Origin of the sequence: Paraburkholderia diazotrophica (assembly GCF_038900755.1) — a bacterium.
GTDB lineage: Bacteria > Pseudomonadota > Gammaproteobacteria > Burkholderiales > Burkholderiaceae > Paraburkholderia > Paraburkholderia diazotrophica_A.
Window position 1 is genome coordinate 125,711 of sequence record NZ_JBBPEN010000001.1, and the last position, 24,064, is coordinate 149,774.

General features: G+C 60.0%; 18 protein-coding genes and 1 pseudogene. 11 read left to right on the forward strand and 8 right to left on the reverse strand.

Annotated features, from left to right (window positions below; all coding sequences use genetic code 11):
* Positions 1-163: 163 nt before the first annotated feature.
* Together AABE10_RS00620 and AABE10_RS00625 are read left to right on the forward strand one after the other, a co-directional pair.
* On the forward strand, positions 164-1,063 hold the full coding sequence (locus AABE10_RS00620) for a hypothetical protein (protein WP_342931375.1): 900 nt from the start codon (positions 164-166) through the stop codon (positions 1,061-1,063).
* A 584-nt stretch (positions 1,064-1,647) separates the two neighbouring features.
* Positions 1,648-2,709, forward strand: a complete 1,062-nt coding sequence (locus tag AABE10_RS00625; RefSeq protein ID WP_342931376.1) for a helix-turn-helix transcriptional regulator — start codon at positions 1,648-1,650, stop codon at positions 2,707-2,709.
* A gap of 43 nt (positions 2,710-2,752) precedes the next feature.
* Here the strand turns inward: AABE10_RS00625 and glmS are convergent, their stop codons facing one another.
* Positions 2,753-4,570 carry a glutamine--fructose-6-phosphate transaminase (isomerizing) gene (gene glmS, locus AABE10_RS00630; RefSeq protein ID WP_342931377.1) on the reverse strand — a complete coding sequence of 606 codons (1,818 nt, stop codon included), beginning with the start codon at positions 4,568-4,570 and terminating at the stop codon, positions 2,753-2,755.
* Between the two features lie 27 nt (positions 4,571-4,597).
* On the opposite strand from glmS, the gene AABE10_RS00635 reads away from it, so the two are divergent.
* The 5 genes from AABE10_RS00635 (at position 4,598) to AABE10_RS00655 (ending at position 11,798) form a co-directional block, all read left to right on the forward strand.
* On the forward strand, positions 4,598-6,688 hold the full coding sequence (locus AABE10_RS00635; RefSeq protein ID WP_342931378.1) for a glycosyl transferase family protein: 2,091 nt from the start codon (positions 4,598-4,600) through the stop codon (positions 6,686-6,688).
* Positions 6,685-8,370 carry an NfrA family protein gene (locus AABE10_RS00640; protein WP_342931379.1) on the forward strand — a complete coding sequence of 562 codons (1,686 nt, stop codon included), beginning with the start codon at positions 6,685-6,687 and terminating at the stop codon, positions 8,368-8,370. Before AABE10_RS00635 ends, AABE10_RS00640 begins: the two co-directional genes overlap by 4 nt.
* A gap of 23 nt (positions 8,371-8,393) precedes the next feature.
* A complete protein-coding gene (wecB, locus tag AABE10_RS00645) occupies positions 8,394-9,719 on the forward strand; it encodes a non-hydrolyzing UDP-N-acetylglucosamine 2-epimerase (protein WP_342931380.1) in 1,326 nt (441 codons plus the stop codon).
* Positions 9,720-9,782: 63 nt separating this feature from the next.
* A complete protein-coding gene (locus AABE10_RS00650) occupies positions 9,783-10,130 on the forward strand; it encodes a hypothetical protein (protein ID WP_342931381.1) in 348 nt (115 codons plus the stop codon).
* A gap of 24 nt (positions 10,131-10,154) precedes the next feature.
* Positions 10,155-11,798, forward strand: a complete 1,644-nt coding sequence (locus AABE10_RS00655; RefSeq protein WP_342931382.1) for a DUF2334 domain-containing protein — start codon at positions 10,155-10,157, stop codon at positions 11,796-11,798.
* A gap of 66 nt (positions 11,799-11,864) precedes the next feature.
* Here AABE10_RS00655 and AABE10_RS00660 read toward each other — a convergent pair whose 3' ends face one another.
* The 7 genes from AABE10_RS00660 to AABE10_RS00690 all read right to left on the reverse strand — a co-directional run bounded on the left by AABE10_RS00660 (position 11,865) and on the right by AABE10_RS00690 (position 20,877).
* On the reverse strand, positions 11,865-12,767 hold the full coding sequence (locus AABE10_RS00660) for a hypothetical protein (RefSeq protein ID WP_342931383.1): 903 nt from the start codon (positions 12,765-12,767) through the stop codon (positions 11,865-11,867).
* A 549-nt stretch (positions 12,768-13,316) separates the two neighbouring features.
* Positions 13,317-14,123 (reverse strand): transglutaminase family protein, encoded by an 807-nt coding sequence (locus AABE10_RS00665; protein WP_342931384.1) that lies wholly within the window; start codon positions 14,121-14,123, stop codon positions 13,317-13,319.
* A 13-nt stretch (positions 14,124-14,136) separates the two neighbouring features.
* A complete protein-coding gene (locus tag AABE10_RS00670; RefSeq protein ID WP_342931385.1) occupies positions 14,137-15,087 on the reverse strand; it encodes an alpha-E domain-containing protein in 951 nt (316 codons plus the stop codon).
* A 124-nt stretch (positions 15,088-15,211) separates the two neighbouring features.
* The gene (locus AABE10_RS00675; protein ID WP_342931386.1) at positions 15,212-16,621 is read right to left on the reverse strand and encodes a circularly permuted type 2 ATP-grasp protein; all 1,410 of its coding nucleotides are present in this window, start codon (positions 16,619-16,621) and stop codon (positions 15,212-15,214) included.
* Positions 16,622-16,992: 371 nt separating this feature from the next.
* A complete protein-coding gene (locus tag AABE10_RS00680; protein ID WP_054919981.1) occupies positions 16,993-17,445 on the reverse strand; it encodes an HU family DNA-binding protein in 453 nt (150 codons plus the stop codon).
* A 229-nt stretch (positions 17,446-17,674) separates the two neighbouring features.
* Positions 17,675-19,180 (reverse strand): PLP-dependent aminotransferase family protein, encoded by a 1,506-nt coding sequence (locus AABE10_RS00685; RefSeq protein ID WP_342931387.1) that lies wholly within the window; start codon positions 19,178-19,180, stop codon positions 17,675-17,677.
* Between the two features lie 176 nt (positions 19,181-19,356).
* Positions 19,357-20,877, reverse strand: coding sequence for an oligopeptide:H+ symporter (locus tag AABE10_RS00690; RefSeq protein WP_342931388.1), 1,521 nt, complete (start codon positions 20,875-20,877; stop codon positions 19,357-19,359).
* Between the two features lie 341 nt (positions 20,878-21,218).
* Between AABE10_RS00690 and AABE10_RS00695 the strand changes: the two genes are divergently transcribed.
* The 4 genes and pseudogenes from AABE10_RS00695 to AABE10_RS00710 all read left to right on the forward strand — a co-directional run bounded on the left by AABE10_RS00695 (position 21,219) and on the right by AABE10_RS00710 (position 24,058).
* The gene (locus tag AABE10_RS00695; RefSeq protein ID WP_342931389.1) at positions 21,219-21,407 is read left to right on the forward strand and encodes a hypothetical protein; all 189 of its coding nucleotides are present in this window, start codon (positions 21,219-21,221) and stop codon (positions 21,405-21,407) included.
* A gap of 39 nt (positions 21,408-21,446) precedes the next feature.
* Positions 21,447-22,205, forward strand: a pseudogene (locus tag AABE10_RS00700) (peptide ABC transporter substrate-binding protein); the annotation flags it as partial.
* Positions 22,206-22,223: 18 nt separating this feature from the next.
* Positions 22,224-23,162: an ABC transporter permease subunit gene (locus AABE10_RS00705; RefSeq protein ID WP_342931390.1), complete on the forward strand. Its 939-nt coding sequence runs from the start codon at positions 22,224-22,226 to the stop codon at positions 23,160-23,162.
* Positions 23,163-23,173: 11 nt separating this feature from the next.
* Complete coding sequence (locus tag AABE10_RS00710) at positions 23,174-24,058, forward strand: ABC transporter permease (RefSeq protein ID WP_342931391.1); 885 nt, start codon at positions 23,174-23,176, stop codon at positions 24,056-24,058.
* Positions 24,059-24,064: the final 6 nt, after the last annotated feature.

A 24,064-nucleotide genomic window follows, 5' to 3' on the forward strand; every position in this document is an offset into this window, starting at 1 on the left:
ACGCAAGTTGCAACAACAATCATTTATCTTCAGACAATTACCGCCTAACTTGCTGATAACATCGCGCCTTTTTGCTCTTTTCAGACGAATGACTTTTCTCGCCAAAACCAAAAAATCCCTCCCCGCCGCGGCCGTTGCCGCGTGTCTGGCAACGACATCTCTGATGTTCGCGCCGTCCGTCCAGGCACAAGTCGAAACATTGAAAGCACCCGTCTACGGCGTGACGCTCGGTGATCTGACGAAACTGGATGCGATCGTCGCATCGCTCAGCAATTTGCCCTATCGTCCGACCGTGCGTGTCGTGTTCGATCCCGGCACACCCGCATCCGATTACTACGCGCCGCTGCTGCGTCTGCATGCCGTCGCGTACGTGATGGGCGAAGTCATGGACTCGTATTACTTCCCGACGGATCTCGCCACGTATAAGGCACGCACCCAGGAACTGGTGTCGAAGTTGAACGGCACCGTCGACGTCTGGGAAATCGCAAACGAAATCAACGGGGAGTGGCTGCGCAAACATCCTTCCGGTTCGGCTGCCACAGTCAATTCGGAAGAGACACAGATCGGACAGATGGTTCTGGCGGCCAACTCGATCGTCAAGGCGGCTGGCGGCAAGACGGCAATCACGCTGTACTACAACGACGACAGCAAGGGCAATAACTGCTGGGAAAAGCCGCAAGACTACTGGAAAACCTGGCCGACGAGTTTCTTGCCGGCGTCTGTGCTTCAGGCGACTGACTACGCGCTTTTCAGCTACTACCCGTATCAGGATTGCACGGGACTGTCGCCGTCATGGAACGCGGACTTCGCCGCGCTCGAGAAGATCTTCCCCAATGCAAAGGTGGGCTTCGGCGAGATCGGCACTTCCAGCACTTCCGCGCCCGCGTCCGTTCAGCAGAACCTGATCAAGACGTACTATCCGATGGTCAACACGATGACCGATCCACGCTTTATCGGCGGCTTCTTCTGGTGGAACTATGTCGAGCAGATGCTCCCGTATTCGACGAGCAGCTATTGGCAACTGCTTCGTCAGACGATGATCAACCTGAAAGCACCCAGCTAATACAGTGACGCCGAATGGCGATCACGTTAAAGCTATGCATTCGTAGCACGGGTTCCGCATGGTGCTCGTGCTTTCGCAATGCACGCAATCATATTAATTAGATTAATGACTGCGCCGACTCTGGGTGAAAGTACCTATCTTCGGTTGCCCGCAAATACAGTCCTGCCAGCGCGACACGCTCAACGTTGTCGAATAATTGAAAGACGCCCAAAGGTAGGATCGTGCATCTGACGATGCCCTCGAAGTACGACTTGCCTTTTGTTCTTTCGCGAAAAAGAATGCTCTTTCCCTACTGCACGATAACAACGTCAGTCGCTCTCTTTGGCTGAACATGTTGCTTTGCAGTGCTCCTGCATGGTTGAATCGTTAAAACCTTTTCGCCGCACCATATCAGTGACCGGTGCCGGAAGATAGTGCGCAGACGCTCCAATAACAAGTTGTCCACGACGGACGATACGTCGTATGAGAATTCCAAAAGACGCCAAATAGCGGCATTGCGTCAAAGAACGTAAAAAGCCGTCGACTCGTATTTCCTATCCCGAAGAAGACCGTTGAATCGATCTGACAGGCGACATCGATCTGTCATGGTCGATCTTTGCAATCTTCTTTGTGGAAAGCGAGGCCGTAAAAGGAAAAATAGCGAGGTGACCATCATGCGGCAATTGAGTGACGCAATACTGTCTATCTACAAAGCTTCGAAGAGCAGTACGCAGACCCAGTTTTTGATGTACGCCTTTCGCACCATCAGCGAGTATGTACCGTTCAACCGGCTTCGCTGGCGCGCCGGCGTCACGGGCGACACGGGCCTCGTCATCTATACGCTTGGCTCGCTCGCGACGCCTCATGCACCCACAGACCATCTGATCAACATTGGAAGCGATGGTCATCAATCGACGGGTGACGACAAGCCTGTACTTCTGCCGCGAATCGTCGGGAGGCTGGAAGAGGAAACGCGCGATTGCTATGAATTCGAACACCGTGCGAACACCGTTGCCGTCTGGTATCGCTTCGCCGGACACGAAGAGGCGCGCCTCGGCGAGCCCAATCTGCGCTTTGCAACGCTCTCGTTTCTCGTTCTTTCATTACATCGCGATGGCGCGATGCGTTCATTCACCGACAACGAACGCGATATCGTTCAGACGCTGCACACGCATATCAGTGAGGCGTGGGCGACCAACGCATCCGATGGACTGCAGCGGTTCCAATACGATCAGCACGAACGAGATCGGGCGGGCGCGATTGTGACTGCGGACGGCGTCCTGTTATTTGGCGACGAGCTGTTTTTCCGCCACCTCGCCGAGCGATGGCCGAGACCCATCGATGCACGTTTGCCCGAACCGCTGCGCCTCGCACTGGCCGCCGAGAAAACGCGCCACATAGAAAACACGCATGGATACCGGATCATGCGCGAGGGAACGATCGCGTACATTTACGCGCACCCGAGAAGAGCCGTCGATACCCTGACGGCGCGAGAGCTACAGGTTGCGCAAAAGGTGGCATCGGGCCTGACTCACAAGGAAATCGCGCGACTGTTCGGCGTCTCACCGAGTACTGTCAGGAAACAGATCGTGTCGATACACGAGCGAATGGGTGTACGCAACAATGCGGAACTTGCGGCTCAGCTCGGCCCAGGCCTTAGCCAGTAACCACAAATTCACGCATTGGTGAATCTAGCGAATCTCCGCTAGCTCATTCAACTGTCACCGACTTCGCGAGATTGCGCGGCTTGTCGATGTCGGTCTGTCTCGCACTCGCACAGTGATACGCGAGCAATTGCATGGGCAGCACATGGAGTATCGGCGATAGAAGCCCGAAATAAGCTCCCGTTTCGAGAACCCGCAATCCGCTCGCGCACGAAAGTCCTGTTCCGCTATCGGCGATCACGAACAACTGGCCTCCCCGAGCGCGCACCTCCTGCATGTTCGATTTAAGCTTATCCAGAAGCGCATCGTTCGGCGCGGAAACGATAGTCGGCATTTCCGGAGTAACGAGCGCCAGCGGCCCATGCTTCAATTCGCCCGCGGCGTACGCTTCAGCGTGAATGTACGCAATTTCCTTGAGCTTTAGCGCCCCTTCCATTGCAATTGGATAATGCGCGCCGCGTCCCAGATAGAACGCGTTCTCATGCTGGCTGATCTCGCTGGCCCACGCGATGATTTGCGGTTCTTGCGCAAGCACTGCACGGCATGCTATGGGCAAATCCTGCAATTGCTGGAGATAGGCACTCTCCTGTTGCGATGACACCGTGCCACGCACGCGCCCCAATGTCGCCGCAAGAAGAAAGAGAGCTGTAAGTTGCGTCGTGAACGCCTTAGTCGAAGCGACGCCGATTTCCATGCCCGCACCGGTTAGAAACGTGCTGCGCGTCGCTCGCATCATCGCGCTGTTCGCGACATTGCCGATTGCCAGCGTGTTGTCGAGCCCCATCATTTGCGCGTACTTTAGCGCGGCCAGGGTGTCGGCCGTTTCTCCCGACTGCGAGACGGGCACGACCAACGTGTGCGGATGGTGGCATTGATCCCGATAGCGGAATTCGCTGGCGATCTCCACCTGCACAGGCACCCTCGCAATGGTCTCGAACCACTGCTGCGCGACTAGCCCAGCGTGGTGGCTCGTGCCGCATCCCAACAGCAGGACTTTACCGACCGATTCAAATGTCGATCGATCGGCACCCTGAAAAATCGACGGAGTTAGCGCATCGATTTCCCCCAGCGTTCGGGCAATCGCAAGCGGCTGCTCGAAAATTTCCTTTTGCATGTAGTGCGAGAACGAACCGAGTGAGGCGCCGTCGAGCGATTGCGTGATCATGCGGTCCGGACGCTTCACGCTGCGACCATTGCGATCACATGTGATGAGGTTGCCCGGTGTCAGATCTACGACATCGCCATCTTCCAGGAAGACGAAGCGATTGGTATAGCCTGCAAGCGCGATGGCGTCCGATGCCAGAAACGCTTCCGTCTCACCAATGCCCGCCACCAGCGGCGATCCATCTCTCGCGCCGACCATGCGGCCCGGCTCATCATTGCTGAATGCGGCGATCGCATAGGCGCCACGGAACATGCGGGTTGCGCGGATCACGGCAGAAAGAAGATCGCCGTCATAGAAAGAATGCACGAGATGCGCAATGACTTCCGTATCGGTCTCGGTCTGGAACTCATAGCCTTGCGCCATCAAAATCGACTTCAACGATTCGTGATTTTCGATGATGCCGTTGTGCACGATCGCGATCAGATCCCGCGAGAAGATCGGATGTGCGTTTTCAGTTGCAGGCGCACCGTGCGTCGCCCATCGTGTATGTGCAATACCAAGCGATCCTTCCAGATGAATGTCGGAGATCGTTCTCGCCAGCGAATTGACGCGCGCGGTACATCGCGCTCGACGAGGCATTCCAGCCCGGTGCACGGCCACGCCGCACGAATCGTAGCCTCGATACTCCAGCCGGCGTAGTCCTTCGATCAACATTGGCACGACGTTCCGCTGCGACACAGCTCCCACGATTCCACACATGACGCACCTCCTGAGCAAATCATTCGATTGCGACTCAAGGACGATGTCAAAGTGATAGGCGTTGGAGAAGTCGCGATCAATGGTTCAAATGTTCCATTGCTGATTGGACACGCGCCGCCTTCAATGAGAGTGCCGAGATCACGCGAGCATGAAGACGCCATGCAAACGACTGCCCTCTGGACTCTGTACCTGACCGCACTCAACGTCGTCGCGCTTTTCACCGCGTGTGTCATTTTTGTCAGCACAATCGACGATCTGATGCTCGACGGCTTTTTCTGGCTGACCGAGTTGAGGAGGCGAGTGCGCGGCGAGAAGAGACAAACAGTCGACGTGCCGATGCTAAGACAGCTAAGCGAACAGCACTTCGCCATCATGGTGCCCGCGTGGAAAGAATATGACGTGATCGCCAAAATGGTCGAGAACACGCTTTCGACTATCGAGTACGACCACTACACGATCTTCGTCGGCACGTATCACAACGATGCGGAAACGACGGCTGAAGTCGAGCGCATGATTCGCCGCTATCCGGGGCGCGTCACGCGCGCGACCGTGCTCAACGACGGACCGACGTGCAAGGCGGACTGCTTGAACTGGATCGTCGCCGCGATATTGCGTTACGAGGAGACACATCACATCCGCTTTGCGGGTGTCGTGATGCACGATTGCGAGGATGTCATTCACCCGATCGAACTGAAGTACTTCAACTATGCCGTTGAACGCCACGATCTCGTGCAACTGCCTGTTCTCTCGCTGCCGCGCAAATGGAACGAGTTCGTCGCGGGAACGTATATGGACGATTTCAGCGAGACGCATCAAAAAGATATTCCAACACGTGAACGCTTGACGGGCGTCGTGCCCGGTGCCGGTGTCGCTTCGTGCTACGGGCGCCGCGCAATCGAAACGGCCATGAGACTGCGCGGCGGCTGTCCGTTCAACACCGACTCGCTGACGGAAGACTACGACTTCAGCTTTCGGCTTCGCGAGATGGGCATGACGGAGACGTTCGCGCACTTTTCGATTTCGGAAAATTCGACCGATCTGCCCAGTGTGCGCGGCGGGCGCAATCAGCACACGACGCGCGCACTGCTCGCCACCCGCGAGTACTTTCCCGACACGTTCAGAACCGCCTATCGTCAACGGGCTCGCTGGATTCTCGGCATTGCCTTCCAGGGCTGGGAGCAGCTGGGCTGGAACGGCAGCCTGCGGGCGCGCTATATGTTTTTTCGCGATCGCAAAGGCATGGTTACGTCGGTTGCCTCCGTGGTCGCCTATGTCGTACTGGTCAATTTCATTGCGCTTGCCACGCTGCAGGCGGGCGGCTTTGACGTATACGTCGATGCACGGCTCGCAATGGCCACCGATTATCTATATCCGTTGCTGTCGATCAATGCAGCAATGCTTTTTCTACGTGTATGGGAGCGATATTACTTTGTTGCAAAGCTCAATGGACGTCTGCAAGGGCTCTTATCGATCCCACGCCTCATCGTCAACAACCTCATCAACTTCTGCGCCGTATGCCGTGCGTGGAAGATCTATATCCGGCACCTCGCGACGGGCAAACCGATAGCCTGGGACAAGACAGCTCATACGTTTCTGTCTAATGCGGCAATGGGGAAGTGCCGCCGACGCCTTGGCGAGATTCTCATCGACTGGGGCGTGCTGACTCAGGAAAAGCTCGAGGCGATTTTGACGCTGCAAGGCCAGTGCGGCAGAAAGCTCGGAGAACTTCTTCTCGAGCAGGCATATGTCATGGCCGACACACTCGCCGACGCTCTTGCAGAGCAGTCGGAACTACCACGCGTGAGCCTCGCCAATGTAGCCGTCGATCTCTGCGCCGGCGCGTTGCCTTATGAGCTTCAGCATGCGTTCACGATGGTTCCTTTTTCGATTGGCGAAGACGGCACGCTAAATTGCGCAGTCGGCAGTCCCTTGACAGCGGACGAACAAGGGATCGTCCGCCGAGGTGCCGGAACTAAAGTCGCGTATTTCATTGCTGCCGATTCAGAACTGAAAAACCACCTGCGCAAGCACGCACGATATGAAGAGCTGGAACGGGCGCGCGCGCAGGTTTTGCCGTTCGTCGACCCGAAGATAAGCCCCGGACCGGGGGTCGCATGAACACAACCCGGCAAACAGCATCCGACTTCACGCGCAAGCCGCTCGGTTGTGCGGCTGCCGTACTCGTGTGTCTTACGCTTTGCAGCATCGACGCGTATGCGCAACCGAAGTTGACTCCGCGCGCGTATCGGCTGGCGGACGCCGCGTACAAATCGATTGCTGACGGCAATCTGCCTCGCGCGGAAAGTTACGCCGAACGCGCATGGAAAGTGCAGCCAGGTAGCGAGCAACTGGGCCTGCTGCTGCTCGATGTGTACGTCCGCGAAGGCAAAACGCCCGAGGCGGACGCACTTGCGGAAGCGCTGTTAGAGCGTTTTCCTGAAAGTCCGCAAGTACTTGCGCAAAACGGCTTTCTCGCACAACGTCAGCAACGAAGCCAGATGGCTTTCCGCTATCTGTCGGCGGCGCTTGAGAAAGGAAAGTGGACAGCAGAACAACAACGGACCTTGCGTCTTGCGTGGGCCGATAGCGCGCTCACTGCGCAGCGTCCTGACGAGGCTGAGAAAGCCCTCGCCCCACTGGCGGATCAAACGGACGCCGCCGTGCAGTTGCGGCTCGCGCAAACACGACTGATCGAAGGCGACCGTCAATCAGCGGTTTCGGCTGCACAGACGGCACTCGATCACGCGACGACGGACGCGGACCGCACGTACGCGCAGGCAATCATCGACCAGGCCCACAATGCCGAGCTACAGGAAACGCAGGCCGCCGCCACAGCGCATCTGCAGGCTGCGTATGACCTTTTGCGAGAGCGCAAGGACTCGCAGGCACTAGAAGAGTTTCAGGCGGGTTTCGATAAGGGCGCAGGCAACGCCGGGAATTACGCAGACGCCGCTTACGCCGCAAAACGTACTTTCGACAACGATCGCTCAGTCAAGCTTTTCGAGCAAAGCCTCGATGCCGACGACAAAGAGCACGCTTTCGATGAGCAGCGGCGCTTCGGATACAAGCGTGAGGTCGAAGAACTGCAAAGAGAATGGGGCTTTCAACTGAGCTTGCCGTATCAGACGGCCGCTTTCGGTCCCGAAGGAACGGTCGACGTATTGCAGCCTGGTTTCGAAGCCTATTGGCAACCGCCGAAGATCGGCTATCGGGACGGACGCATTCTGCAGTTCTTTGTGCGTGGTTACGGCACGGCCTACGATGGCGCCGGCAATGTGACGGGCGCGCCGACAATTCAGGGGTCGGTCGGTGTGCGCTATAAGCCACTCCCGTCTCAGAACCTGGTTGTGACGGGCGAGCGGCTCTTCAAGATCGGAAGCCTCTCGACAAACGATCTTCTGTTCAGGCTCGGCTATTCGTCCGAAGACGGTACCGACCTGCGCGTCACCGAACCGAGCTGGCGAAGCTGGCAGGCCTATATCGAAGGCGCGTACTTCGTCAATGCAGGCCGCTACATCATCTACACAGAACTTCGCTATGGGCATACGTGGCGCGTGACGCCCATCAGCGAAAAGCTCACCGTGTATCCCCACGTCGCACTCGCGGGTGACCACGACAACAAGGCAACCGATCAGACGGCACTCGGCATCGGTCCTGGCGTGCAATTCCGTTTCTGGTTTCGCGAATCGAAATATCGTGCCCCGGCAAGCTGGGCTGACATAACGGTGCAATACCGCTTCCCGTTGACTTCGGCCGCACGCGCACGCGGTCTCGTCGTGCGCGCAACTCTATGGTTCTGAAGACGCAACTGAAGGAGATCACGATGAGGAAAGTACTGACGGTGTTCGGCACCCGGCCCGAGGCGATCAAGATGGCGCCGCTCGTCCAGAAACTGCGCGAAGCGCCGGGTTTCGATGTTCAGGTTTGCGTGACGGGCCAACACCGCGAAATGCTCGATCAGGTACTCGGTCTGTTCGACATATCGCCCGATTTCGATCTGGACGTCATGCGCAAACGGCAGTCGCTGACGGAGATCACGTCGCATATTCTCAACAACATCGGCGAGGTTTATGACTCGGTGAATCCGGAGATCGTACTCGTGCATGGCGACACGACGACGACGCTCGCCGCGAGTCTTGCGGCCTTTTATCGCCGCGTAAAGGTGGGACACGTCGAGGCCGGGCTGCGGACGGGGAATATCTGGTCTCCGTGGCCGGAAGAATTGAATCGCAAGCTCTGCGATGCCGTGTCGAGCTGGCATTTCGCGCCAACCGCACGGGCCCGGGACAACCTGTTGGCCGAAGGCGCAGATGCCAAGCAAATTGTGCTAACGGGCAATACCGTGATCGACGCGCTGCTAGGCGTGCGGAGAAAAATCGAAAGTGACTTCACGCTGGCCGAAGCAATCTCGCTACGATTTCCCGGCATCGACTGGACACGCCGCATCATCCTCGTGACAGGACATCGCCGGGAAAGCTTTGGCGAGCCGTTCCGGAAATTTTGCACTGCGCTGCGCATTCTCGCGCAGTCATATCCAGATGTGCAGATCGTCTACCCGGTGCATCTCAATCCGAATGTACGAGAGCCGGCTGAACAAATACTTCGCGATTCACCGAATATTTATCTGACCGGTCCACAAGACTATTTGCCTTTCGTGTTCCTCATGACGCGCGCATATCTTGTGATAACCGATTCGGGCGGCGTGCAGGAAGAGGCGCCGTCGCTTGGGAAGCCCGTACTGGTGACACGCGATACGACCGAGCGGCCCGAAGCGATAGAAGCGGGAACAGCACGGCTCGTCGGTACAGATATCGGCCGCATTCTTACGGAAGCATCGAGTTTGCTAGACAACGAACATGCGTATCGCAGCATGGCCTGCGCGACGAATCCTTATGGCGATGGACAGGCGTGCGCAAGAATCGTCGCCGCTCTAGAAGAAGCGTCTGCGCATCCACCGATCGAAGTGGCAAACGCACCCACGCTTGTTGACGTACTTGCTCCAATCGCATCGCCGTATCTGACTGTCGAAGGGTCCAAAGACATCGTGGTTCCGGACCTCGACATTCCCGGGACAAAGAAATCCGACAGTGAGCCTTCAATCGACGTGTCGGTCGATGAAATCGGCAATGTCAACGTACGCCCCGACTAACCACTTCGCTCTTTCGCGTCGACGTTCACATTCGTTCGTTCACGAAAGGGCAATGGAGAGTTCATGATGAAACCGCTGAAATTTATAGCAAGCACCGCAGTGTGCGCCGCCTGTCTCTGTGCAGTGTGGCCGGCGGCTGCACAGCAGGTCGCCAGTGTTGTCAATTCCGCTGCCGTGGCGCGTCCAGGCGGGCTCGCAGTGACGCAGAACCTGCAGGTCTACGGCAAGAAGCCACCGACGCCCAAGACCGGCGGAAAAGTGACGCCGCCCGACAAGCCGCCTGTCGTTTCTGTCATTTCACCGGGCATGCCGGACAAAGACAAGAACGATAGCGAAAAAGGCCATGGTCAACGGAACGGTCAGAATCTGCGGCAATTTAGCCGCGCTGACGGCACATTCGTTCGTCAGTAGCGACGCGCACACAGGAGTCTCATCATGAAAAAGCTCATGACGATTGCAGTACTCGTCTGCGCGATATGTCTGGCTGGCGCACCTCGCCTGACAAATGCGCAAACGACCACGGCGAAAGTGCTCGTCCTGTACGATGCACCCGCCAACGATCTCTATTCGAATCTCGGCCTCGCCTATGCGATCATGCTTCGCAACCTGATCGGCCACTTCAATGCAACGGTCGATCTGAAGCCCGTCAACAACTACACGGCGGGCACCCTCGCGCCTTACTCCGCTGTCTTCTACATCGGCAGCTATTATGGCAATAACACGCCGACCGCTTTCCTCTCCGATGTATCGGCGAGCGCCAAGACGGTCGTCTGGTTCAAGTACAACATCTGGAACCTCGCATGGGACCAGACGTACAACTTCACCGGAAGAACAGGCATGACGTTCTCGGGTCTGCGAGGCCTGAGTACGACCCCGTCGTCGAGTAATCCAACGCCCGATTTCTTCGACACGGTCAGCTACAAGAACCTCAATATGGTGAAGTACTATTCCTATGATTCCACGTCGGGCATCATCAGCGCCGACCCGGATATCGGCGTCGTCGCAATCGCCGATCCGACCAAGGCAACGACGCTTGTCACGATTAAAGACAGCCAGACCAGTGAAGTCGCGCCCTACGTCGTCAAGGCGGGCAATTTCTGGTACTTCGCCGACGTACCCTTTTCGTTCATTGGACCGCGTGATCGCTACCTCGTCATCTGTGACATGCTGCACGACATTCTGCAAAGCGGTGCAGCCACGAATCATCGAGCTCTGGTCAGACTGGAAGATGTCAGCGCGGTGACGACGGTCAGTTCAATGAAGTCGCTGACCGACTATCTACTGTCGAAGAAAGTGCCTTTCTCGATCGCAACCATTCCACTGTATAAAGATCCGCTTGGCGCGTATAACGGTGGCGTGCCGCAAACCATTCACCTTGCGCAGGCGACCGGCCTGAAACAGGCGCTGAACTATGCACTCACGAGAGGCGGCAAGATCGTGATGCACGGGTACACGCACCAGTACAACTCGGTTCCCGATACGGAAAACGCGGTCAGCGCGAACGATTACGAGTTCTGGTACAAGCCTCAAGAGCGGCCAGTGGATGAAGACTCGACACAATGGGCTTCGGGCCGTCTCTCTGCTGGCTTGCTGGAGCTTTCGCAAAACGGCTATACGCCTTTTGCGTGGGAGGCGCCGCACTATCAGTCGTCGCCGCTTTCGATCAAGGCCGTGCCGCCGCTCTTCAAGAAGACGTATCAGCGCGTCGTGTACTACACGTCCGATACCCCCCAGCTCAATTCGAATGTGCCAAACAAGGACTTCGAGGTCGGCCAGTTCTTTCCGTACATCATCAGGAGCGACTACTACGGACAACTGGTATTGCCTGAGAACCTCGGGAACGTCGAGTACAACATTTGTTCGATCGATCCGTTTTCTTGCCTGACGTACACGGCGCAGGACATTCTGACGAATGCGCAATATGCGCTCACCGTACGTGATGGATTCGCGTCGTTCTTCTTCCATCCGTTCTGGCTCGAACCCGATCTGGGTCAACCCGGATTAGCGGATTTCAAATCGATCATTACGGGTATCACAGGGCTTGGCTTTACGTTTGTCGATGCCAGTACCGCGCAGTAGCGGCGCGGCAAAGCTCTTCTGCGTGCGCGCCTGTCCTTGTGACGGCGCGCATTGCCTTTGAGTCGACTACAAGCCTTTACGCGCGGACGCCTCGGGTGCGAGCAGCCTGATAGTGCTGTCCGAAACGTAGTGCGGGCCGTCGAACAGATACACCGAATACCCTTTATAGGCGAGCAGCTGAGGACGTATTTCGTCGGCCGTGGCGGGACGGAAAGTCTCGCCGCCAGCGGGACGAAACGCTTCGGCTATCACTCGAATGCGCTGCTTGCCAAACCGTTCCGACAATACGTCCAGATATTGACGCGCGATGCGCGGCTCACGGGCATAGACGCCGCAACCATCCTGGAAGAAGACACCCACGTCTGAAGGCAGCCAGGTTTGCAACCAGTCTGCCAGCGGAACGGGCCCGATGTTTGACTGATCGTAGACCGTGATCCACAGCGGCCGCGGCAGATCGGCAAGTCGTGCGGCGAATGCCGATACGTCTTTCCACGTCGGGTCGACCTCAACGGGAAAGTAGTAACCCGTCACATGCAGCGGGACGGGTATTCGCGCGATATCGAGCGACTGGGCAACGAGCTTTGCGACGTTCGCGCGCGCCTTGGGTTCTGACGGATACGTAGCCAGTCCGAGTATGACGTTTCTAGCCCATGGTTGCTCGCCGATTCGCTGCCAGTCGACACGGTACGTTGCCAGCGGTAACGCGCTGCCATCGATGAGGGACATGTCATCGAATGCCGTCCATTGAACGAGGAGGTTCTGGGCTCCCAGTACGTCCCAATGTCCCGATGGATACGACGTCTGCTCGTCCGGCTGCCAGACAGTACCGTCGACGTGGACATCTTGCGCCATGGTGGAGCAGCCCGCGATCATTGGGACGAGCGCTGACATGAACGCCAGCAGGCGGAGATGAGAGATCGCTTTAACGGCGGTGCCACGTCGTAGTGTTCCTGTTGCCGTTTCGGTCATGTGAACTCGCGGTTGGCGCTGTGCTACTGCGGGTTTTTGCGCCGTGGTTGCTGCTTTGATGACTGCAGTGCCCGGCGTTGTTAATCGTAGTTTGTGCGAGGGGGTAATTCAACTTGGTTGCGCGGCGATTTTGTCTACGAGGATTCTGGCGCAAACGTTTGCCGCTGCCTTTATGTTTGCGCAGACGCTTTTATGAAAGGTATGGCTCTCAAGTAGCGCGAATTCCATTGCGCGCAATCAAATGAGAGCTCTTTTGTTTTCGCAAATGCCACTCGTGTTTTTAACGCGCTCAATGGAATTGCAAGCTGCAAACGCCTTCCCGATATGACGTTGGACGCTATTTCTTTTCTGCATCGAGAGCAACGGGCAAGGCATCTACCACGTCAAAATTTGATGATAGGTGGGCGGACTTCCTGATCTGCGAAGGCCAGTTCGAGCACCCGATCAGACGGCTCAGGACGGCTGTCGACAAGGCAACGCCGCAGACAGAACCGATGAACTGAAAAGAGAAGGTGACGCTCGCGATCAAGGAAACCGACCCAGACGCTCCTACTGCCCGGCCTGCCCCTGCCCCTTCACCGCCACCGACACATCGAGCGTCTCCTCCAGCCCACCGATCCTCCGTCCACGCACAGGCGACGCCGCTTCGTAATCGCGCGCCGCCGCGAGCCGGCAATACATCTCGCTTGCGAACGCTGCGTGCGTGACGTCGACGGAAATCCAGCCCAGGCCCGCGAGCCATACGTCGACCCACGCGTGACTCGCCGCATGCTCGACGTCGCCGGGTTCGATATAGCCGCTCACGTAGCGCGCCGGCAGGCCGCGCGCGCGGCAGCATGCGAGCATCAGATGCGCGTGGTCCTGGCAGACGCCCTTGCCGAGCGCGAGCGCCTGCGACGCCGTGCTCGCCACGCCCGTGACGCCAGGCTCGAACGTCACTCGGTCCACGATTTTCTCGGCCAGCGCGATCAGCGCCGCCGGCCTGTCCAGGGGCGGCGCCGACGCAGCCAGATCGCGAATCGCGGAATCGCACTCGGTCAGCCGCGTCGCGCACGTGAAATGCTCGAGCGGAATCGCGCCCGCGCCATCGCCGAGCCGCCCGTCGACCAGCGGAAAAGTGTCGATTTCGCCCGATACGTGCACGCGAATCTCGTCGTGCGGCTTGTTCAGCACGAGCGTGTGCAGCACGTTGCCGTAGGCATCGAAGGTCGAGTCGAGCTTGCCGGGCGCATCGAGCGTCCAGCGCCGCACGACCTGCGAAGCACCGCTCGACGGCGTAACGCGCAACTGCTGGATCGAATAATGGACCGTCGATTCGTAACGGTAGTACGTGTCGTGGCGGATCGAGAGAAACATTGAGGAGACTCCGTCATGCAACAGGCAGCATCAGATAGGTCCGCGCGACCATGTTGCCGAGTTCGAACACGCGGGCAAGGAACTGCGTAAGCCACGCATGCAGGCCGGCTTCCAAGATCTGCCGGATATCCGCGTAAAGCAGCTCGGCGCGCAGCTTGCCGGCGAAGCGCTCGCACTGGTTCGAGCCTTGCGTGCGCAGCATCGCGAGGTTCTCGCAGACGCTGTCGAGCGACGCCAGCAGCGAGCGCGGCATCTGCGAATTGAGGATCATCAGCTCGACCACGCGCGCGGGCGTCACGACATCGCGATACACCTTGCGGTAGATTTCCAGCGCCGACACCGAACTCAGAATCGACGTCCAGTAATAGAAGTCTTCGAGCTGACGCGCGGCCTCGCGCGAATTCGGCTCGACGTCGGCGAAACGCACGTCGAGAATGCGCGCCGTGTTGTCCGCGCGTTCAAGAAAGGTGCCGAGTTGCGTGAAGAAAAACGCGTCGTCCTGCAACGCGGTGCCGATCGTCACGCCGCGCGACAGATGCGAGCGGAACTTCACCCATTCGAAGAGCGCGGCGGGATTGCTCGACACCTGGCCATGGCGCGTGCGCTCGTTGAATTCGAGCCACGTGTCGTTGATTGTTTCCCACCACTCCGTCGTCAGCGTGCCGCGCACCGCGCGCGCATTCTCGCGCGCCGCCTGCAGGCACGCATGAATGCTCGACGGATTCGCCGGATCGGCGACCATGAAGTCGAGCACGTTTTCGCGCGTCGGCTCCGAATGGCGCTGCGCGAACGCGTCTTCGAGCTCGGAGATGCGCAGCACCGAGCGCTGCGCGCGCTCTTCCTGCTCAGACGTCTGCGGCAGCAGTTGCGCTTTCAGGTTGATGTCGAGCATGCGCGCGGTGTTCTCGGCGCGCTCCATGTAACGGGCCATCCAGAACAGATGATCGGCGGTGCGGCTCAGCATGTCGGCTTTCCGTGTTGATGAGGCGCGCTTCGCGTCGGGATGTGACGCGAAGCGCACCGGTTGCCCGTTTTTTTCATGCCTGCATCACGCGATGCAGGCTCTAAAGAACATCGGTCGAATGCAGTCAGTCGACCATCCACGTGTCTTTCGTGCCGCCCCCCTGCGATGAGTTGACGACAAGCGAGCCTTCCTGCAACGCGACGCGCGTGAGTCCGCCCGCGCACATCGTCACCGTCTTGCCCGACAGCACGAACGGACGCAGGTCGATATGGCGCGGCGCAATGCCCGCTTCGACGAAGGTCGGACACGCGGACAGCGCGAGCGTCGGCTGCGCGATATAGCCCGCCGGTTTCTCGATCAACCGCTGGCGGAACGCCTCGATTTCCGCCGACGTCGACGCCGGCCCGACCAGCATCCCGTAGCCGCCCGCGCCGTGCACTTCCTTGACGACGAGTTCGGGCAGATGCGCGAGCGTGTACGCGAGATCGTCCGGCTTGCGGCACTGGTAGGTCGGCACGTTGTTCAGGATCGGCTTCTCGCCCAGATAAAACTCGATCATCTCGGGCACGTACGGATAAATCGACTTGTCGTCGGCGATGCCCGTGCCCATCGCGTTCGCGAGCGCCACGCGGCCCGCGCGATACGACGTCAACAGTCCCGGTACGCCGAGCGCCGAATCGGGACGAAACGCGAGCGGATCGAGAAAGTCGTCGTCGACGCGCCGGTAGATCACGTCGACACGCCGCGGCCCCTGCGTCGTGCGCATGAACACGTAGTTGTCGTCGACGAACAGATCCTTGCCTTCCACCAGCTCGACGCCCATCTGCTGCGCGAGAAACGTGTGCTCGAAGTAAGCGGAGTTGTACATGCCCGGCGTCAGCACCACGACAACGGGATCGTCGACGCCTGCGGGCGCCACCGAGCGCAGCATATCGAGCAGCAGGTCGGGATAATGCGCGACGGGCGCGATGCGGTTCTGCACGAAGAGTTCGGGGAAGAGCCGCATCATCATCTTGCGGTTCTCCAGCATGTACGAGACACCCGACGGCACGCGCAGGTTGTCTTCGAGCACGTAGAAGTCGCCGTTCTCGCCGGCGCGCACGACATCGACGCCCGCGATGTGCGCATAGACGCCGAGCGGCACGTCGACGCCCTGCATCTCCGGCCGGTATTGCGCGTTCGTGTAGACCTGATCGGCGGGCACGACGCCCGCGTGCACGATCTTGCGCTCGTGATAGACGTCGTGGATGAAGAGGTTGAGCGCCTGCACGCGTTGCCGCAGTCCCGCTTCGAGCGTCAGCCACTCGCCGCGCGGAATGATGCGCGGAATCAGATCGAAAGGGATGAGGCGCTCGGTGCCGGACAGATCGCCGTTGACTGCGAACGTGATGCCGACCCGGCGAAACAGAAGATCGGCTTCAGCCCGCTTTCTCGCGATCGCTTCGTTGCCCTGCTGCACGAGCCAGCGTTCGAACCGCTGATAATGCGGCCGCACGGCGTCATCGTGATGACGCATCTCGTCATAGCATCGCATGTCACGCCCCACTCTTTTTGTCGGATCGAAGGCGAATGCGCTGCGCATTCGGTTTTCGATCACGTTCAAGCAAGCGTTATGCCATTTGCTTTACACGCGCGGCGCGCAGCGGATGCACTCGAAGCGCGCACGCGGATGGGCAGACGACCCGACGCCATCGTAGCGCGGCGGTACGCGATGCGCCACTAAAGTGCGTGGCGCCGCGCGCGCGGCTCGATTCGAGGCAGACGCGAACCGTCTTTGGGAATGTGACGAGATGCAGTGACGATGCAGCGACGAATACGTGCGGACAAAAAAATCCCCGCAAGCTTGCGCGTTGCGGGGATTGGGATGAACGCGGCAGCGGTTTGCGCCGCTGCCGACGACATCGATTACGCTGCTGCTGCGTCCTTCAGCTTCTTCAGCGCGCGAGCCTTGATGCGCACGCTTGCCGGCTTGGCCGGGAACCAGCGCTCTTCACCCGTGAACGGGTCCTTGCCGAAGCGCTTCTTCTTTGCCGGAACAGCCTGAACGACGATCTTCAGAAGACCCGACAGCGTGAATTCGCCAGCGCCCTTCTTGTGGACCGAACCGAGGATCGTGTCTTCGAGAGCAGCCAGAACGGCCTTCGCCGACTTCGGCTCGACGCCTGCACGCTCCGCAACGTGTGCAGCCAGCGAGGCCTTCGTGAAGGTGTCCTTGATCGGCGACGGTGCGCCGGACGCCTTCACGGCGACCTTCTTAGCCGTGACTTTCTTTGCGGGAGCAGCAGCTTTCTTTGCAGCAACCTTCTTGGTCGGTACCGTAGCAGCCTTCTTGGCTACCTTTTTTGCGGAAGTCGCCATGTTTCTCCTACCTCTAGGGTTCAGTAAAAGCGAGAAGCGCACGCGATATGCACACGCTTCAAGGCCGGATTCTACAAGCGCTTTTGGTTTCTGAGCGAATCTTTTGTGTGTAACGGTTACGGTTTGTTGCGCGGCGCAGACTACCTCGCCCATTTCACGCCTGTTTTTAAGGGGTAAACGTGAACGGCAAGCGAAATCGACACACCTGTCCAGCGCGAATCGTCGAGACTCAAGTCCTTGATTCGACACGCGGCATCAGCTTCGCGAGCTTCGTGAGCGCCGCGTCGATATGCTCCGCCTCGATGCCGCCATAGCCGAAGATGAACCCCGGCCGCTGTTTCGCGCGGACGAAGAAAGGCGCGAGCCCGTGCAGCGCAATCGACTCGTCGCGCGCCGCTTCGATCACGGCTGCCTCTGTAATCGGCGCCTTGAGCAGCGCGGCCAGGTGAATGCCCGCCGTCGGCACGATCGGCTCGAACCAGCGCGCGAGGCTGCCTTGAAGATGCGCAAGCAGGCACGCGCGGCGCGCGGCGTAGAGCTTGTGCATGCGCTTGACGTGCTTCGCGAAGTCGCCGTTCAGCATGAAATTGCCCAGCGCCGTCTGGGTCAGCGAGCAGCCGTGCCAGTCGCCGATCTGCCTCGCCTTCTTCAGCGTGTCGAACAGCGACGCGGGCGGCACCGTGTAACCGACACGAAGCTCGGGAAAGATCGTCTTCGAAAACGTTCCCACGTAGGCGACGAGGCCCGCGCGATCGAGGCTTTTCAAAGGCTCCATCGGCCGGCCTTCGAAGCGATATTCGCAGTCGTAGTCGTCTTCGATGATGACGGCGTCGCGTTGCTGCGCCCATTCGAGCAGCTCGACGCGCCGCGCAAGACTCATCGGCATGCCGAGCGGAAACTGATGCGACGGCGTCACGTAAACGAGACGCGCGTTCTTCGGCAGCTTGCTGACGATCAGGCCGTCGGCATCGACTGGTACGGGCACGACCTTCGCGCCCACGGCCGTCAGACACGCGCGCGCGGGCGGATAACCGGGATCTTCGATAACGGCGACGTCGCCGGGACGCAGCGTGACACGCGCGATCAGATCGAGCGCATGCTGCGCGCCCTGCGTCACGATGACGTCCTCCCAGTTGCTCGCGACCGCGCGGCTGAATGCGAGATACCGCGAAATCGCAAGCCGCAGTTCCTGTTCGCCGGCGGCGTCGCGATAGATGCCGCGTCCGCGCGATTGCACCCGCAGCGCGTGATTCACGCAGCGGCGCCAGACGTCGAACGGAAAATGGGACTTGTCGGTGATGCCGCCGATGAAGTCGAATGACGCGCCGAGCGTCGGCTGCGGACCGAGCACCTCGGGCACGGCGGACCACACCGGCTGCGCGCGAGCGCTGGGTTGCGCAGCGGCGCTTGTGCCATGCGCACCACGCAAGCCGCGCGTGCTCAACGCGTCATGCGCGGCGCGCGCGTGCGACGAACGTTCGGCGGGCAGGCGCTGCAATCCTTCGGCGACGAACGTGCCCGAGCCCGCGCGCGCATTCAGGAAGCCTTCGGCGAGCAGACGCTCGAATACGTCGAGCGTCGTCTTGCGGGACACGCCGAGTTGCGTCGCGAGATCGCGCGTCGACGGCAGTTGCGTGCCGCCCGCAAGGCGCCCTTCGATGATCCCCGCCCGCAGTTGCCGGTAGATCTGCCCGGCGAGATCGTGGCGGCCCTCGACGGCGATGTGAATGTCCATGTCGTCCCGTTGCTTCGCTTGCTGTGTTTTTGCAAGCTTACCGTGGGAATCGGCGATATCGCCTGATTGGCGTGCGAACGCGGCGCGTGGAAACGGAGCACAAAAAACAAAAGGCGCGCCCGACGGCGCGCCTTCCGGCATTGATCGAAACTGAACGGCCCCGCAGGGCCGCGGCGTCATTGCGCCGAAGCGGCCACCGCCCCCGCCTTGCGCGAATTCTCCCGCGCTTCTTCGGCGCAGCGATGATGCGCGCGCGACAGCTTGCCCATCAGCGGCAACAGCAGGATCGCGACCACGGCGCCGAACGCCGCAAGCCAGCCGAGTTCGGTAAAGAGCTTCGTATACAGCGGCAGCGAAGTCATCGGATCGAGATCGCCGGCCGGCATCTTCGCCAGATTCGCGACGACGCTGCCCAGATACTGCGAGACACCCGTCGCCACGAAATACGCGCCCATCATGAAGCCGCTCATGCGAGCCGGCACGTAGCGCGCGATCATCGCGAGACCGAGGCCGCTCACCAGCAGCTCGCCGAGCGAGTACAGCCCATAGCCGCCGACCATCCACCACGACGACACGCGCCCGTTCACCGCGAAGCTGCCGCTCCATGCATAGACGAAAAAGCCTGCCGCGACCACCGCGAAACCGAATGCGTACTTCGCCGCAACGGGCACGTCCTTGCCGTTTTTCGCGAGCTTCGTATACAGCATCGCGAGAATCGGGCTCAGCAGCATGATCCAGATCGGGTTCAGCGCCTGGAACTGCGCGGCGCTCCACGTGAACAGATGCGAGCCGAACAGCGAAAACGTCGGATCGACGTTGCGCAGCGCAAAGAGCGTCAGCGACGTCGACATCTGCTGATAGAACACGAAGAACAGAATCACCTGCAACACGAGAATCAGCGCGGCGAGCAGGCCCGAACGCTCGGAGCGCTCGCACTTGAGCAGCATGTACGCGAAGATCGCGAGAATCGCGACGCCCGCCGTATACACGCATGCGACGGCGATCGCCTTGTGCTGCAATACGAACATCGTCGCCGTGCCGAGCGCGATGCCGCCGAGCGCGACGGCCAGCACGCGCATCCAGCGCACGGGTTGCGCATCCGGCGCGGAACCGACATGCGACAGCGTGCGGAACATCAGGAAGTAGTTGATCACGCCGATCAGCATGCCGCAGCAGCAGACGGCAAACGCCGTGTGCCAGCCCCAGTGATCCTTGATCCACGGCGTCGCGAGCATCGACACCGTCGAACCGATGTTCACCGCCATGTAATAGATCGTGAACGCGCTGTCGATGCGCGCGTCGTCGCCTTCGTAAATGCGGCGCACGAGATTCGCCGCGTTCGACTTGAAGAGGCCGTTGCCGACCACGATCACGCCGAGCGACGCATACATATAGTCGAGGCTGTCGTTCGGCAGCGCCAGCATCAGATAGCCGGCCGCGAGCACGAGCGCGCCGAAGATCATCGAGCGGCGCGCGCCGAGAACCTTGTCGCCGATCCAGCCGCCGATCGACGGCGACGCATACACAAGCGCCGCGAACGCGCCCCACGTGAGATTCGCGTGGCTGTCGTCGAAACCGAGCTTGTCGATCATGAACAGCACGAGCAGTGCCGCCATGCCGTAGTAGCCGAAACGCTCCCACATCTCGATGAGAAAGACGGTCGAAAACGACCGGGTCTGGGATACGGGTGAGTTCATGTGTTCCTCGTATTCATGCAAAAGCAGCCGTGCGCGCACGCGTCGATACGACGCCATGCCACGTGGCGAAGCTGGAAAAACTGGAGATCGTCGGTGACTTGCCGTGGTCGATGCACGCAAAGCGGCACACAACGACGGTTGAGTGCGGTACGAGCGACGGACGATGCGGTCCGCGTCGAAAACGGAACAACCAGGACTTCAGCGGGAGGCCGTCAACGCGAAAAGACCGCGTGACGAAGGCTCAATGATAAAGCATTGGGCGCCCGGACCGTTTTTGCGGGCCGTTCTGGACACTCGTGCGCGACAGATGCGATGGCGGAAGAAAGACGGCAGGAAAGTCTGTGGAATGGATCGACATGCGTGTTCACCTTCGGTTATCGGTGGCAGCCCGGTCAGGACGTACCGATCAAGAGACCGCCGCAGGATCGCTGCAAACGGAAGTGCTGGCGGATCGGCCCTGCAAGGCCGAAGCGCGCGAGGTAGCGATTTTGCGCATCAGCAAGCGTCTTGTCGCTTCGGGAATTCACTGAGATCGGGATTAAAACTCTCGTGGAATTCACGCGCCGTCCACTGGTCTGCAGATCGCCACGTACTACTACAGCCTAAACAACGACGACCCCGCGTTCAAGGACAAGCGCGTGCGCGAGGCGCTGTCGATGGTCGTGGACCGCGACCTGCTTACATCGAAGCTCACGTCAAGCGGCGAGCTTCCGATGTACGGCCTGATCTCGAAAGGCACGGAAGGCGCATCCGTCTACAAGCCGGAATGGGCGTCGTGGCCGATGGCCAAACGCGTCGACTACGCGCGCAATCTGCTGAAAGAAGCGGGCTACTCCGATGCGAAGCCGCTCGCCTTCACGTTCACGTACAACACGAACGATCTGCACAAGAAGGTCGCGCTCTTCGTCACGTCCGAATGGCGCACGAAGCTCGGCGTGAACGCGAAGCTCGAAAACGTCGAGTACAAGGTGCTGCTCAAGCAGCGCCACGACGGCAAGGTGCAGGCGTCGCGCGACGGCTGGTTCGTCGACTACAACGACGCAATGTCGTACTTCGACCTGATCCGCTGCGGCAGCGTGCAGAACGACCAGCACTACTGCAATCCGAAGGTCGATGCGCTGATCGAGCAAGGCAACCAGCAGACCGACGACAAACAGCGCACCGCGCTGCTCACGCAGGCGCATGAGCTCGCGATGAACGACTATCCGATGATCCCGCTGTTTCAATACTCGGCGGCGCGTCTCGTGAAGCCCTATGTTGGCGGCTATACGGCGACGAACTATGTCGACCAGCGCGCTTCGCAAGACATGTACGTGCTCAAGCACTAAACGGCAGGAACCGCACCCATGCTTGCATACACATTGCGCCGCACGTTGTGGGCGATTCCGACGATCCTCGCCGTGATCACCGCGTGCTATCTGCTGCTGCACCTCACGCCGGGCGGCCCGTTCGACACCGAGAAACAGTTGTCGGCGGCCACGATCGCGAACCTTAACGCGCGCTATCACCTCGACGAGCCGCTGTGGAAGCAGTATCTGCACTATCTGTGGGGACTGCTGCACGGCGACCTCGGGCTGTCGTTCCGCTACACCGACTGGTCCGTCACCGATCTCGTGCTGAAGGCGTTGCCCGTGAGTCTCGGCGTCGGCGGCGTGTCGGTGCCGATCGCTGTCGTGATCGGCGTCGCGCTCGGCACGATTGCAGCCGTGCGGCGCGACAGCGTGATCGATCACGCGGTGATGGTGCTCGGCAATATAGGCAACGTCGTGCCGCCGTTCGTGCTCGGCCCGCTGCTCGTATGGGTGTTCGCCATTCTGCTGAAGACCGCGGACGGCCACGGCTGGCTGCCCGCGGGCGGCTGGGGCGAAGGCGAGTGGCGTTATCGTGTGCTGCCCATCGTGCTGCTGACGATCATCAACGTCGCGCTGATCGCACGCGTAATGCGCGGCAGCATGATCGAAGTGCTGTCGGGCAACTTCATCCGCACCGCGCGCGCGAAGGGCCTGCCCGCGCGCACGATCGTCCTGCGCCACGCGATGAAGCCCGCGCTGATGCCCGTCGTCTCGCTGCTCGGCTCGGTGTGCATCTCGTCGATCACGGCGGCCGTCGTCACGGAATCGGTGTTCGCGCTGCCGGGGCTCGGGCAGCTCGTCGTCAACGGCGCAATCAATCGCGACTACACGCTCGTGCTCGGCCTCGTCGTGCTGACCACGGCCGTCGCCGTCCTCTTCAACCTGCTCGTCGACCTTGCGTATGCATGGCTCGATCCGCGTATCCGCTATTGATACCGATGAGAATGCCACCTGTCACCTTGACTGTCGTCGACGCGCCGCCTTCGCGCAGCCCGCTCGCGACTGCCGCGCGCCGTTTCATGCGCAACCGAGCAGCCTTCATCGCGCTGCTGTTGCTGGTCCTCATCGTGCTCGCGTGCTTCGTCGGGCCGCTTCTGTCGCCGAACAATGCGATCGATAGCGACTGGTCCGCGATCAGCCTCGCGCCGACCTTCGACAACATGCGCTGGTTCGGCACCGACGAACTCGGCCGCGACCTGCTCGTGCGCACGCTCGTGGGCGGGCGCGTGTCGCTCGAAGTCGGCTTGCTCGGCACGCTCGTGTCGGGACTGATCGGCGTCGCGTGGGGCGCGACGGCCGGTTATATGGGCGGGCGCGTCGATGCCGTGATGATGCGCATCGTCGACATGATGTATGCGATCCCCTACATGCTGATCGCGATCCTGATGATGACGCTCTTCGGTCGCGCGTTCTATCTGGTCGTGCTGACGATCAGCGCGTTCTCGTGGCTCGACATGGCGCGCGTCGTGCGCGGTCAAACGTTGTCGTTGCGCTCGCGCGAGTTCATCGACGCGGCGAAGGCGATCGGCGTCAACTCGCGTTCGATCATCGCGCGTCATATCGTGCCGAATCTGATCGGCGTGGTGGTCGTCTATGCAACGGTCACGGTGCCGACGATCGTGCTGACGGAATCCGTGCTGTCGTTTCTCGGGCTTGGCGTGCAGGAGCCGATGACGAGCTGGGGCGTGCTGATCCAGGACGGCGCACAGAAGCTCGAATCGACGCCGTGGCTGCTGCTGTGCCCCGCCCTCATGCTGTGCGCGACGCTGTATTGCGTGAGCTTCGTCGGCGACGGCCTGCACGATGCGCTAGATCCGAAAGACCGCTGAGAGGGC